The 13,337-nt window shown below is 42.4% G+C and carries 12 protein-coding genes; 4 read left to right on the top strand and 8 right to left on the bottom strand.

Annotation, left to right across the window (positions count from 1 at the left end; translation table 11 throughout):
* The 3 genes from WBA23_RS09665 to WBA23_RS09655 all read right to left on the bottom strand — a co-directional run.
* On the bottom strand, positions 1–822 hold an 822-nt coding region (locus WBA23_RS09665; protein WP_424582073.1), incomplete at its 3' end, for a tetratricopeptide repeat protein.
* 127 nt (positions 823–949) lie between these two features.
* Positions 950–1,972 (bottom strand): DNA polymerase III subunit delta, encoded by a 1,023-nt coding sequence (holA, locus tag WBA23_RS09660; protein ID WP_424582072.1) that lies wholly within the window; start codon positions 1,970–1,972, stop codon positions 950–952.
* 195 nt (positions 1,973–2,167) lie between these two features.
* Positions 2,168–3,424, bottom strand: a complete 1,257-nt coding sequence (locus tag WBA23_RS09655; protein ID WP_424582071.1) for a DUF819 domain-containing protein — start codon at positions 3,422–3,424, stop codon at positions 2,168–2,170.
* Between the two features lie 305 nt (positions 3,425–3,729).
* On the opposite strand from WBA23_RS09655, the gene WBA23_RS09650 reads away from it, so the two are divergent.
* Positions 3,730–5,226 carry a PorP/SprF family type IX secretion system membrane protein gene (locus WBA23_RS09650; RefSeq protein WP_424582070.1) on the top strand — a complete coding sequence of 499 codons (1,497 nt, stop codon included), beginning with the start codon at positions 3,730–3,732 and terminating at the stop codon, positions 5,224–5,226.
* 132 nt (positions 5,227–5,358) lie between these two features.
* Here the strand turns inward: WBA23_RS09650 and WBA23_RS09645 are convergent, their stop codons facing one another.
* Positions 5,359–6,441, bottom strand: a complete 1,083-nt coding sequence (locus WBA23_RS09645) for a glycosyltransferase family 4 protein (protein ID WP_424582069.1) — start codon at positions 6,439–6,441, stop codon at positions 5,359–5,361.
* A gap of 363 nt (positions 6,442–6,804) precedes the next feature.
* Here WBA23_RS09645 and WBA23_RS09640 point away from each other — a divergent pair, with 363 nt between their 5' ends.
* Both WBA23_RS09640 and WBA23_RS09635 read left to right on the top strand, forming a co-directional pair.
* Entirely contained in the window at positions 6,805–7,629 is an 825-nt protein-coding gene (locus WBA23_RS09640; RefSeq protein WP_424582068.1) for an FkbM family methyltransferase, read from the top strand.
* Between the two features lie 109 nt (positions 7,630–7,738).
* Positions 7,739–8,404 (top strand): FkbM family methyltransferase, encoded by a 666-nt coding sequence (locus WBA23_RS09635; protein WP_424582067.1) that lies wholly within the window; start codon positions 7,739–7,741, stop codon positions 8,402–8,404.
* Positions 8,405–8,535: 131 nt separating this feature from the next.
* Here WBA23_RS09635 and WBA23_RS09630 read toward each other — a convergent pair whose 3' ends face one another.
* The 4 genes from WBA23_RS09630 to WBA23_RS09615 all read right to left on the bottom strand — a co-directional run bounded on the left by WBA23_RS09630 (position 8,536) and on the right by WBA23_RS09615 (position 11,670).
* Positions 8,536–9,216: a hypothetical protein gene (locus WBA23_RS09630; protein ID WP_424582066.1), complete on the bottom strand. Its 681-nt coding sequence runs from the start codon at positions 9,214–9,216 to the stop codon at positions 8,536–8,538.
* 125 nt (positions 9,217–9,341) lie between these two features.
* Positions 9,342–10,187, bottom strand: a complete 846-nt coding sequence (locus WBA23_RS09625; RefSeq protein WP_424582065.1) for a glycosyltransferase family 2 protein — start codon at positions 10,185–10,187, stop codon at positions 9,342–9,344.
* The gene (locus tag WBA23_RS09620; RefSeq protein ID WP_424582064.1) at positions 10,171–10,944 is read right to left on the bottom strand and encodes a glycosyltransferase family 2 protein; all 774 of its coding nucleotides are present in this window, start codon (positions 10,942–10,944) and stop codon (positions 10,171–10,173) included. Before WBA23_RS09620 ends, WBA23_RS09625 begins: the two co-directional genes overlap by 17 nt.
* Positions 10,945–10,959: 15 nt before the next feature.
* Positions 10,960–11,670, bottom strand: coding sequence for a methyltransferase domain-containing protein (locus WBA23_RS09615; protein ID WP_424582063.1), 711 nt, complete (start codon positions 11,668–11,670; stop codon positions 10,960–10,962).
* Between the two features lie 255 nt (positions 11,671–11,925).
* Between WBA23_RS09615 and WBA23_RS09610 the strand changes: the two genes are divergently transcribed.
* The coding region (locus WBA23_RS09610; RefSeq protein ID WP_424582062.1) for a tetratricopeptide repeat protein at positions 11,926–13,337 on the top strand (1,412 nt) is incomplete at its 3' end.

The raw sequence follows: 13,337 nt of genomic DNA, 5'->3' as shown, positions 1-13,337 counted from the left end.
GCGCGACTGAGCGTAGCTTTGCAGAAATGGCTCAGCATCCGCGTAGCGTTCCTGCCGGTAGTTGGCTTCTCCTACCAGCAGCATAATTTCCGAAAAATTGGCTACTTCTTTTTGGTCTCTCTCTAATATTTTTTCACCGTAGCTTTTCAGTTGGTCGAATCGTTCCTGCTGGTTTAGAATATTAGCAATTAGAAAAGGAACGGCCCGACCGTACGATTCGTCCTGCTCAATTTGACGTAACTCGCTTAGTGCTTCCTCGTAATTGCCGTTCTCTAAGGCAATATATCCAGCGTAGTAATGCGCGGCACTCTGATACGGATTGTCACTCTTCTTTAGCAAGTTGAACAACGGTTCGGCCTCTTCAAACTGCTGTTTGGTAAAATAAGCATACCCTAGTTTAAAGTTTCTAGCTTCTTCGTCGGTAAGCGATAAATTGCGCGTATCGGTTTGCCCAAAATACTCAATCACTTTGTCGTAGCGCTGCTCATTGAAGTAGAAATTCCCCAATTCATAATTAGCGCGCAGTGCCTTCGGATGGCTACTGTGCTCGCGCATAAATTCGGCTAGTTGGGCTTCGCCATCTTGGTTATACAGCCTTACTGCCGAATACGCCGCGTAGTACTGCGCTTCGGTGGCGTGAGCACCATCGGGAGACTTTGCCAAATATTGCTCAAAAGTTTCGCGAGCTGCGCTAAATTTCTTCTTCTCCAGCAGATCTACTCCCTGCTGATACATACGCTCGGGAATAGCCTGCGCCAAATATTCCTGGGAATAACCAGCGGTAGATAAAAGTAGTAGTAGAAAAAAAACAACTTTCTTCATAGGTTAACAAATATTGCTGTAGTGGCGAGTGTTCAAGTGTTCAAGTGTTCAAGTGTTCAAGTGTTCAAGTGTTCAAGTTTACGTGAATACAATAACACGATAACATCCTAACACATTGTGTTAAAAATCAGTGCATCAGTTGATACACCAATGTCTTTAAAATTTGCTCATCGGTACCGCTAATGTTGTCAATACCTTTTGCATGTAAGTCGGCTTGGCGTAGTAAACCAATATTCCGAATTACGCGGGGCAACGGATAGTTTACTGTGGCGGTCCGATACTCCTTCACGAAAAATGGATGTACTTTTAATAACGAAGCCAGACCGCGTTCCGTTTTATCACTAGCCTGATGCACGAGTAGCAGTTTACTAAAAAATGTAAAAAGCAACGCAACTGTTGGGATAAGAGGATTGGCTTTGGGGTTAGCAGCAAAGTAGTAAACAATCTGAAACGCTTTGGCAAAGTTGCCCTGAGCCACTGATTTTTGTAGCTCAAATGCGTTATACTCCTTGCTAATTCCTACGTACTTTTGTACTAATTCAGCCGTAATGCTTTCGGTTAATTCTTTATCCAGATTAATTGCTACTTTGTCTAGTTCGTTAGCCAACCGCTCCAGATTATTACCAATGTGATCCATTAGCATATGTACCGCTTGCTGTTCAATGCTCAACCCTCGCTGTTTACTCCACTGAAGAATCCAATCTGGCACTTGGTTATCGTACATCTTTTTGGATTCAACCAGCACGGCAAACTGATTGAGCTTTTTATACAGCCCCAGATTTTTGTTGAGCGTTTTGTACTTATAGCAAAATACTAGCACTGTAGAGGGTAACGGCTGTTGAGCGTACTGCGAAAGCATCTCTTGACCTGCTTTCTGCTGTAAATCAGCCAGCTCCTGTGCTTCTTTTACCAAAACTACCTGCCGAGCAGCCATCATGGGGAAGCGTTTGGCATTGGTAAGTACCGTAGGCATATCCGTATCTTTCCCGTACAGAATGATCTGATTAAACCCTTTTTCGGCTTCAGTTAAAGCCTGTTCCTCAATATGCTGGGCAATCTGATCAATATAAAACGGTTCGTCCCCCTGAAGAAAATACAGCGGGGCGTATTGGTTTTTTTTTAAATCACTAAGTACTTGCTGAGGAGTCATTGGAAATTGAAAAAATTACAGATTAAAAATTGCAAATTGGTTTTTAGTCCATAGTCAACGGTTCACTAATTCTTCCCTCGTTTTGAGTTTTGGAAATTAGTCACTACTCTTTAATCATCATTATCGACCTCCGGCCTTCCTACTTTCATCTTCCGACCTTCCATATTTCACATCTCTCATTTCGCATTTCATATTTTACTCAGCTACGGTTTGCATCAGAATGCCGCAGAGCCAAGCGCCGTAGGTTCCGACAAAATAGCCAAGTACCGCCAAGAGCACGCCTACCGGAGCCAGCGAAGGAGAAAAGGCGGATGCCACCACTGGAGCAGATGCCGCGCCTCCCACATTGGCTTGACTGCCTACTGCCACGAAGAAAAACGGGGCTTTGATTAACTTAGCGACTAACAGCAAAATTACGATATGAACCATAATCCAAATAGCTCCGACCATAAATAATCCGGGGCTGTTTACTACCGCCGTCAAGTCCATTTCCATACCAATGGTAGCAATAAGTACGTACAATAGTACCGTTGCCATCCGAGACGCTCCTACTCCCTCTAATTTACGCAGTTTGGTAAATGAAAGTACCAGACCTAGCCCAGTGGCAATTACTACAATCCAGAAAAAGGTTGAAGTAAGACTGAATTTCTCGAGAATCGGATAGTTCTCCTGAAGGTAGGGCGCAATTCCGTTGGCACACCAGTGTGAAAAGCCAGTTATCCCAAAAGCTAATCCTAGAATTAACATTAAGTCAGCCGTTTTCGGAATTTGCATAATGCTGGCCGCGTAGTCTTCAATACGTTGCTGTACGTCTTTAATAGCCGAGGAATCGGCGCGAAAAAACCGATCAATGCGCTCTGCCCGACCACTTCCGTAGAGCAAAAACGCCAGCCAGATATTCGCGATAATAATATCTACAGCCAGTACTGCCGGAAAAATGCTATCGCCAACTTCAAAAACTTCTTTCATCGCGGCTTGATTGGCTCCACCACCAATCCAGCTTCCTGCTATAGTCGTTAATCCTCGCCATACGGCATCGGGTCCAGTGCCCCCCACTGTTTCAGGAGAAAATGAAGAGACGATCAGAATGGCTAGTGGCCCGCCAATTACAATGCCCACCGTTCCGGCCAAGAACATAATGACCGCCTTTTTACCTAAGCGGGCAATGGCCTTTAGGTCAATCCCAATAGTAAACAAGATAAGGCTCGCGGGTAACAGGTAACGAGAAGCTACGAAATATAAGTTAGAATCCTCACTGGATATAATGTTTAACGAATTAAGTATTCCCGGTACAAAATAGCATAGTAGCACCGAAGGTACGTAGGTGTAGAATTTTTGCCAGAAAGGTTGCTCGCTGGCTGAGGTAGTAAATACAAAAGCCAGAACCACCATCAGAATACCAAAAATCACCGGATCACTAGTGAATAATGCAGATGATGAAGCCTCTTCCATAAAGTTGTAATTCAATAAGTTAGGCAGCGAAACTAGCAGATTACCCAACTCATTACAACAAGATAGCCGTAATCCTCATATAATTTTTCCTGATTTCTAGTTTTTAATTTTTCATACCATTGAGAAAATGGATAAGATCACCAGTGGTATTGTACAAAACTTTGGCTTTACACCAATACTCCCCAAAAAGTTACAATATCCTCATTTTTACCTCATTGGTAAGTTACTAGCTTTTCTTCCCTTTTTATTGCCTCCTACTTTCATAGTTTTGTTTTGCCATAAGTCGATGACTCGATCTGCAAAGTATGAAGTTAGTTGCCAGTTTGCTATTCTTACTGACCCTCAGTTTTAGCGGGATCGGGCAACGTATGCCATTTTTCACGCATCATGTTACAAATCCATACTTATATAACCCCGCTTTTGCCGGGTACGATTCGCATCCGGTTTTATATTTAACTCATCGGCAGCAATGGCTAGGAGTGGAAGGCGCCCCTATGAGTACCAATCTTAGTTTTCACGCCCCCACCGGAAATGCGAACCCGCTCTCTATTGGCGCCGATCTTACTCACGACCAACTGGGTATTTTCCGTTCTTCATCATTTAGGGCTACAGCGGCTTATTTAATACCACTTTCATCGGAACGAGAGCATTACCTGCGTTTTGGCCTTTCTGCTGGCTTCGGGCTAGATAGCTACGATTTAACCGGACTTAACACCAGCGACGACGCTCTGTTTCAGGCAGCACAAGAAGTGGGTATTTATCTTCAGGGAAGAGCCGGGCTACAGTATCATCTATCAGGGTTTAATCTTGGGGTGTCTATTCCCAACTTGTTTGCTCCACCTTCTTTCTCTGCAACCGAATCATCAGGGGGCTTAGGAGAGTTTAACCGAGCTATACTTAGCCTTAACTATCGTTTTAATCTTGACCCGACTGGTCAGTTTTCGTTTGAACCTACCTTACTATATCACTACGCTACTGAATATGCCCCCCAGGCCGAAGCACTCGGGTTGCTAAGATTTAAAGAAAGCTTTTGGGTTGGGGGTGGATACCAACAACAAGCGGGTATTGCCGCTATTGCAGGCTTTCAGTCTAAGTCTTTTTCATTTAGTTACCACTTTGGCACCGGGGGTAATGAGCTAGCTTCGCAAAGTTTTGGTACGCACGAAGTGCAACTTGGTTTAATTTTGGGTAAGAAGAAAGTCGCTATGCGACGAAAACCTCGCCTAAAAACCCAAGAAGATTCTGATGCCATACCAGAAGCCGTAATTGAGGCCAGAAAACGGGAAGAAAAGAAAAAGAAGAAAAGAGGGAAAGAGGAAGTGCCGGAGAGTACTCCCGACCGCAAAAAACCTTCTTCTCAACCTAATCCAACTTCTTCAGAGCCCAACTCAACTTCTTCAAAGCCTGATTCGCCTTCTGATAATCAAAATTTGAAAGATGATACTTTTGAAGACATTGAGCAGTCAAAAGATATTACAGTCACCTCAGAAGAAAGTAAGCCTGCTCCTACCGAACCACGTTTCGCAAAGGCCAAACGCGATAAGAGAAGCACACATCCGCTAGAGATGGAGGAAGGGTCATATCTTATTGCTGGAACGTTCTCTCAGAAATCTAATGCTACTAAACTTGCCAGAAGTTTGAATCAGCAACGCTATACTGCTGAAGTTGGCTATAATTCGGAGAAGCAGTATTATTACACGTACATAATGCGCTCAGATGATACTGAAAAAGTTCGTACTAGAATTAAGCAGATTCGTAGTAAGCCTCAATTTAAGAAAGCTTGGATACTCGTCATTGAGTAGAAGTTGAAACACGAAATTAGAGATGTAGAATATGAAAGGTTAGAAAGCGGAAGCGATAAATAATGAGTAGTGATTGATGATTAATACCTAAAAACGATAGGCCGTCGATGAATGTTCACGCCCCCGACTTGATTAAGCATTAATAAGCGATTGAAAGAATATTTCGTAATTCTCTACGGTCTTCTCAATAGAGAACTTCTCCAATGCGGTTATTCTACCGTTTTTAACAAGCTTCTCCCGAACTGAGGTATTGAACAAAGCCTTGTCAAGTTGTTCAGCTAATTCCTTAATATCGCCATCTTCAAACAGGAGTCCGTCTATTCCGTGAGTAACCACATTCTTAATGCCGCCAAAATTAGTTGCCACTACAGGCACTTCTAAGGCCATAGCCTCTACTAATACCAGCCCAAAACCATCCATCGTTGATGGCAATACGTTTACGTCTAGTAGTTTATAAAGGTGCAGTGTGTCTTGGCGGTTCAACGTTCCGGTGTATATAATTCGCTGCTTAATATCAAATCGAGTTACGTACTCATCGAGACTACCCTTGGGAATTCCCGCAAATATCACCTTGATAGTTTCATCTAAATACTGAAGAGCTTCAATAAGCTGAGGTTGCTCTTTCATTCGGGCCACACAGCCAATGACCGTATCGCTAGGTTGTAAACCATACTTTTTTTGCAACTCTTCCACTCGTTCTGGCCGAATGTCGGCATACTGCGACCGGGGCGTTCCGTTGTAAATTACGTGGAGATGATTCCCTGGAAAGCCTCGTTCCATAAATATCTTTTTTAACTCATCGCTAATCACGACGATTCTGTCGGTACCCCGAACGTAGAATGTATTATGAAGCCACCCCCCCACGCTCTTAGGCCGTTGCCTCCGGGTATGAACAATCTTTACATTTAGTCTGTATCTCCACTTAGCAAAAATAGTGAGATAACGATCTCGACTATCCTGGGCGTTCACCAGTTCAATTTCTTCTGAAACGATCAGATCCCGTAGCTGCTTAATCGTTTTAAAATCTAGCTTTGATTTGAAAGCCATTGCTCTTAAGTGTACTCCACTGTCGTTTAACAAACTAAACAGTAATGACTCAGCGCGGGCTGCTACGTAGACTTGGTGCCCTTTGTCCGCTAACCCCTTAGCTAGATAGGCGATAGAGTACGTAGCTCCGGCTGTATCTCCTTGGTGGGTAGTAAATAAGATATTCATGTTTGCTAAATAAATTGGCTCAGCTCCCAACGATCAAATTCTGATCAGTTTTGAGCAACTTCTTTGCTTCCGTTCTGTAGTATTGAAAATGTTTCTCAGGCTGGCTATTTAATATTGTTTCGTATTTGTACCTCCCGTAACTTGCCGCCACAAATGTAGTACGTATTTTTGGCAGCCAGATGACTATTCGTAGTAATTATCACATTGAAGCACAATAGGTTACTTACGGACAAATGGTACCCTAGTCGCTTCAAGCTGCGGAAGGAATGACAAAAGCTACGTATCACTAATGCTAGGGCATATAGCCCTTTGCATGTTGCAATAGTTAGTAGTATTTATGTATTAACTAACCTTATCAAAAGCATGGAAAAGAGCCGTTTTAGCGTACTACTAAGCAGTGTTGCTTACTTAATTAGCAAGTGGGTATTTCGTTTGCCATATATGTCCACAACGTTAAGTAAGCATAATCTTAAGATTACTTTTAAAACGGAAGATGCTTTAGGTCGCCATCTGTATAAATATGGTATTTGTGAACCGGAGAATACCAAATGTTTTTTAGAGAATGTTCAGTTAAAGGAGGGAGATATTGTTCTGGATGTAGGGGCTAATATTGGCTGGTATTCACTGCTTTTTTCCCGCTATGGACCGGCTAATACACAAATTTTTGCCTTTGAGCCGGACCCACTTAACTACAACTTACTTAAAAAGAACATCCAGCAGAATAATGCTACGCAGGTGACTTGTTACAATCAGGCTCTTTCCGACAAAGTTGAGAAGAAAACACTTTACCTGTATCCCTCCAAAAACCGAGGCCGCCACTCCCTTTTACCGATTAATGAAGGAGAGCAGGTTGAAGTCTCGACTATTACTTTAGATACCTTTATAGATGAGCATCAATTAGACCAATCCCGAGTGAAATTCATTAAAATTGATGTAGAAGGCTATGAGTTTTTTGTTCTCAAGGGTGGACAGCAGCTACTGGAACATGTACCCATTATTCACACTGAATTTGCTCCTTCTTATATGCAAAAAGGCGGCATAGCACCCTCTGACTTTCTTGATACTCTTCATCAAAAAAAGTACACCCCACATATTATTGGTGAACAAGGAAAGTTAGAAAATACATCTTACGAGTCGTTACTTCATTCTAGTCAACATATGGATCTACTATGGATGAAAAACCATTGATTAGCTGACCTGTAGTACCTTTTATGAAAAGTATGTAAAATACGCTACGTTGGGATAGAGCAGGCATTCTGCTCTTCGCAAACGTGATACTTATCAACCGAAACTTTCTATGAAATCTAAAAGTAAAATACGCCGTTACCGTAACCTATTTACGTATTTTGAAAACTGGCCGCAATACCTATGGTTCAAAACACTTGGCCAACAAGAATCTTTTACTTTTCAATTGAGAAACGGGTTTAGCGTACGGGTACCGCGCCAGATGCTATCATCGTTTCGTGAATGCTTTTTTGACCGAATATACTTCAGTTATATACCTGAACACCTTTTAGAGTTAGAAAGCCCAACTATCGTAGACATTGGGGCCAACGTAGGTTATTTTTCTTTATTTATGTTCTATGAGTATCCTAAAGCTACCGGTTACGCTTTTGAACCTATGCCTTTTAATTTTCAAGTTTTAGAGAGCTATAAAAAAACGCATTCGAATTTTGACTGGCATGTTTACCACCAAGCCGTCAGCGATAACAGCCAACCGCTTACACTTCGTGCTAATAATTTAGATGGATACACCACAATGGCTAGTATATTTGATAAGGCTACGAACACTGAATCGATAGAAGTGGAGACAGTAACCTTACCTCAGTTCTTGGAAAAGGAAGCAATTGGCGCTATTGATATTTTAAAGCTGGATTGTGAAGGCTCTGAGTACGCTATTCTCTACACTCTACCCCCAAAAATTCTTAGCAATGTCCGCATACTGCTAATAGAGACTCACTAAGGTTCTAAAAGTGAAGAGACTAATGCCGCACTTCGTGAGTATCTGCAAGAACACGGGTTTCAATTACAATATCTGGAAGAGGGTGTCTTTGACTATATTTGGGCTTGGCGAGACTAGCAATTAAATATCTATCAAAACGCAACATTAATTGCGAAGGTAGCTACCGGGTTAAATTTCCCTTCGAAACCTTTATCAACCTCCGGATAGTTTGATGGAATAGTACTTGGTCCTATTTGTGTGTAGTCACCTCGCCGATGTGCATAAAATACATCCAAAGCGGTTTCAGCAAATAACGAAACCCACCGCAGCAGACGGTAACGAACACCTACGGTAGGCGATACTCCCAAACCCCGCCGTTCAGCCGTGAAGCCGTAATAAGCAGCGGTAATCCCCCCGCCAAACGAGCCTTCGGAAGAAGATTGAATACCCATCAGATCAATACCCGCATAGGGACTAAAGCCATTAGCGGTGAAACTTCGCTCCCAGCCAATCTTTACTAAGGTAGCTTCGTAACTACCTTCGCTTGACCAGCTTGCTTGATTTGATTGGCGTTTAGTGAGTTCCTGACGGGCTACCGAAAGTCTGATTGCCGAACGGCCTAGGTGTCGCTTGTAACTTACTCCTTGCAGCGGATGCGCATAGAAGGTGCGCTCAAACCGCAGATGCCCACTGGGCCGACTGGCGTAGCTAATCAAACTAATTCCTAGTTCGTTACTCGGCCAAGAAGAAGCACTTTGTTGCCCAAATGCGGGGCAAGTAGATAGAAGTATAATAATAGAACTAATCAGAAGAATCGAGTATGCTGTAGGCATCGCAGATGGCTTTGGATGTTAGCACAGTGACCCGTAGTAAGATGATTTGGTTGTAATTCGTACTCGCAATGTTTAAATGGCAACCAGCATAAAGATGGGGTTTGATACTAGCGGTGGCGTGAATACTACTTATTACCAAGTTCAAGTTTATCGATACCGTAAGGGGTTTTTATTACTTTCTTTCTTTTACTCTCTTTACGTATCCTTAGGTTCTTATCGACCGATTCTTTGTTTTTATAACCTCGGCTATGATCTAGGTGGATGCAAATAGCCCGGTGTCTAATCTGCTTGCCCTTAACCCCATAATTCTCTAGCCTTTGCCCCAATTCTCGATCCGGACCTCCGTATTGCATACGTTCATCGTAGCCATTCACGTGTAATAGATCTTTTTTCCAGACCGAGGTATTGCAATTATTAAAAGTGGCACCAGCCGGGGTAATGGTGTCTAAAATTTTTCCGGTGGTTTTAGTTGCACTTAGTTTTCTTAGTTGTGATGCTCCAGTAAGCCCGCGTTCTTTCAGCCAGGCCGGGTCGAAACATCGCTGGGAGATAATATCTTCTTGGGAAATCTGTTGGCTCAGCTCCATCGGTAGCTTACAGTATCCTCCGGATAAAAATCGTCCGTTGGTCACATGGGCTACGTGGGTTTGAAGGAAGTCGGCTTTAGGTACGCAATCCCCATCCGTGAACAAAATATAATCGTATCGAGCTTTGGTAATTGCCACGTTGAGAATTGTTTGTCTTCGGTAGCCTTCGTCCTCGTGCCATACGTGCTGAATACTCAACTTAGTATTAGCCATAAATTTGTCAATCACTTGTTTGGTCGCATCTTCTGATCCATCATCAGCAATGACTACTTCAAAATTCTGATAGGTTTGATTCTCGTAGCCCCAAAGCACCTTTTCCAGCCACTCGGGCATATTATAGGTGGCAATGATTACCGATACTGGGATGTTATTTTGATTTTCCATTGGTTCTATTTAACTCCCAAAGTCTCAAATATTTCATAAAATTGAGATAAGCAGTAAGTCCGCTGAAGATAAATCCGTAATATCCATCTAAAAAGCCAAGCTTAACTATATATCTCCTAAAGAATTTATATACAGGGTTCAGCAATACGTGTATGATGAAGTTGGCCGACTTACCTTTTTTGTATTTTGCATTGGCCGCGATGATGGCAAACTGCTTTATCTGCTCATAGTGTTCTTCGAGATTTTCGTACGCATAATGCAGAATGTCTCCCTTTAACTTTCTCACCGTTCCATTTTCCATAACGACCTTGTCGTGCGGGTTGGTTCCTCCCCACTTGCCTCTCTTACGGTCCCAAAGCCTTAACTTTTTGTCTGGATACCAACTTCTCTTAAGCCAAGCACCACAGTAGTTATTCAATCGATTAAACACGTATCCGTCGGCATCCCAGTTCTTTTTCACGCCTTTGATTGACTCAATCATACCTTCGGATAAGCGTTCATCAGCATCCAACGAAAGTATATGATCGTAAGTAGCGAGGCTCATCGCGTAGTTTTTTTGCTCAATATGACCTTCAAACTCGTGTTGGTAGAAGCTAACTCCCATTTCCAGACATACTTTTTCAGTATTATCGGTACTGTACGAGTCAACCACCACCACCTCTTCTACAACCGGCTGGAGTGATTCAATACAAGCTCGGATATTGCGTTCTTCATTAAAGGTGATTATTACCCCTGAGATATTAGTTATGCTTGCCACTTTTGAATGAAGAAATTAGAGTGCTCTTTTTATCCTGTTCTTAATGGCTCGGCCAATAGGAAATTTTTTAAGTTTGAACTCGTAAAACCTGGGTAAAACGGCGGATAATAGCGGTGGGTTCTCTACGTAAAGTGCCTCTAGCTGGGGATAATCGGCTATTCTATTTCGGTCTACGTATACAAACGTATTCTGGGCATACCACATTTCAATACGTTCATCGTTCCATACTTGCGGCCTTATTAGGTCAACCAGTAAGTAACCTTTTTCTTCAAAGATCGCTTTCCAGTAGTCAGGCCACTGTTCATTAACGTGGTACTTTCCCTCCTGTAACGGAATAGCGGCTGAGAACATGACTACTGGTGCCAACTTAGTTAAGTTCTCGACGAACCGTTCGGCGTACTGTTCATTGATATGCTCGGCCACTTCCAGCGATATTGCCAGATCAAACCTTCGATCTAGTGTGAGTTCGTCTTCCAAGTTCACTTTTTTAAACTTAGCAAGAGGAATAACTATCTTCTCGTCTTCTACCCAGTGACCTTCCAATCCTAAAACATCCTCTACACCTAAATGGGTAAATACTTCTAACCAAGTACCTACCCCACAACCCATATCAACTACACTTTTTGGGTTAACGATGTCCGATATAATCTTAATGATAGTTTCGGCCGAATAAAGCGTTTTGTTGTGCCTTGAGCGGTAAAAGTTAGTTTTATAAGTTTTCGCCATAATAATGAAATAAGCCTCAAAATTAATTATAGTTCGTCACATTTGTCTTCTACTGGTACAAAACCAACCAGAAGGTGCTATACCCCGACTTTTTGGTTCTGCAAAAATACCCAACCTACGATCTACATAAAAAGCGATATTATTGCAATAAAAAGCAATGTTTCCTACAAACCTACATTGTCAGGCACTGAGCGACAATGTTTCTCTAAACACACTATTCTATAGTATTTTTACTCAAACTGTTAACAATTCGGTGTGCTACTTATATTTCGGGTACTAATATTCTATTTTCTTTGCCTCTTATCGGGAGTGACCTGGGCTCAGTCAGTAAAAAGGATACTAAAAACCGCTAATAAGTATTATGAGCACGGTTTTTACTACGAAGCAGCGGTCAACTACCAAAAAGCCGCTGAAATTACCCCTGATGACCCTACCATTACCTATAAAATTGGGTTAGCCTACCTAAAGAGTAGGTATAAGCACCGCGCTATGCCCTTCTTAGAAGAAGTTTACAAAAACACTCAAGATTCAACTTCTACTCTCGTTTTTCATTTAGGACTAGCCTATCAATACAATCAAAAATTTGAGAAAGCTTTAGAGTATTTTCACCAGTACCGTAAAAATGCTGAGAATACATATACTGTGGATCGGCACATTCAGCAGTGCAATATTGGCATAGAGTACGTGAATAACCCTAAAAATGTGGAGATTCGTAATCTCAAAAAATTAAATTCTAGTAATCAAGACTACGCTCCGCTAATCACTTCTGATGGTAAATCTCTCATATTTACCTCGCGCCGAGAAGGTTCAACTGGGGGTAGAAAAGCCTATGATGATAATTTCTACGAAGATATCTACATTGTAAAAAGGCATAAGGGCGATTGGCTCATTCCCAAAAAGATTAGCACCAATATTAATACCCACTATCATGAATGTGGAGCGGCTATTTCGCCCGATGGAAAAACGCTATTTATCTATGTAGACGAAGGGGACGGCGACATCTATTATTCTACTTACCAAGACAAGGAATGGTCGGTGCCTCTACCGGTCAGCCGACATGTGAATTCACCCTATCGTGAATTATCGGTTTCAGTAAATCAGGCGGGCGACAAACTGTATTTCTCGAGTAATCGTCCCGGTGGTTTTGGTGGCTTTGACCTGTATGTGTCCCAAAAAGACCGGCGAGGCGAATGGGGTCCTCCCGAAAATCTTGGGCCCAAAATAAATACTGAGTCCGATGAAGATGCTCCCTTTATTCACCCTTCGGGAAAATCCCTGTTCTTCAGTTCAAAGGGGCACATGGGCATGGGAGGCTACGATATTTTCCAAAGCCGCAATTATCAAGACAAATGGACCACCCCCATTAATATGGGCTACCCAATCAACACTGCCCAAGATGATATCTATTTTGTTACTTCGGCCGATAATGCTTACGGGTACTATGCTACCGCTCGAGAAGACGGTTTAGGCGGAAATGATTTGTACGTAATTAATATGAAGCCCGAAAAAGCAGCTCCTAAACCGGTAGCCACCCAAGCCCCGGCTAAGAATACCACGCTATTTGTTGGTCAGGTGACCGATGCTAGTTCAGAGCAACCTGTTTTTGCCGAGCTTATTTTATCAGACAACCGTAAAAATATCGTGATTGATCGTCAGTACGCTGATGC

The sequence above is a fragment of the Tunicatimonas sp. genome (assembly GCF_049647865.1).
In the GTDB taxonomy this organism is placed as follows: Bacteria; Bacteroidota; Bacteroidia; order Cytophagales; family Cyclobacteriaceae; genus Tunicatimonas.
Note: the sequence above shows the minus strand (reverse complement) of the source record. Positions and strands in the feature narration are given on the sequence as shown.

Coding starts and splice junctions, on each gene's coding strand:
- WBA23_RS09630 (WP_424582066.1), bottom strand. CDS start 9,216: ATGCCTACAGCATACTCGATTCTTCTGATTAGTTCTATTATTATACTT.
- WBA23_RS09640 (WP_424582068.1), top strand. CDS start 6,805: ATGGAAAAGAGCCGTTTTAGCGTACTACTAAGCAGTGTTGCTTACTTA.
- WBA23_RS09625 (WP_424582065.1), bottom strand. CDS start 10,187: ATGGAAAATCAAAATAACATCCCAGTATCGGTAATCATTGCCACCTAT.
- WBA23_RS09645 (WP_424582069.1), bottom strand. CDS start 6,441: ATGAATATCTTATTTACTACCCACCAAGGAGATACAGCCGGAGCTACG.
- WBA23_RS09650 (WP_424582070.1), top strand. CDS start 3,730: ATGAAGTTAGTTGCCAGTTTGCTATTCTTACTGACCCTCAGTTTTAGC.
- WBA23_RS09655 (WP_424582071.1), bottom strand. CDS start 3,424: ATGGAAGAGGCTTCATCATCTGCATTATTCACTAGTGATCCGGTGATT.
- WBA23_RS09635 (WP_424582067.1), top strand. CDS start 7,739: ATGAAATCTAAAAGTAAAATACGCCGTTACCGTAACCTATTTACGTAT.
- holA (WP_424582072.1), bottom strand. CDS start 1,972: ATGACTCCTCAGCAAGTACTTAGTGATTTAAAAAAAAACCAATACGCC.
- WBA23_RS09615 (WP_424582063.1), bottom strand. CDS start 11,670: ATGGCGAAAACTTATAAAACTAACTTTTACCGCTCAAGGCACAACAAA.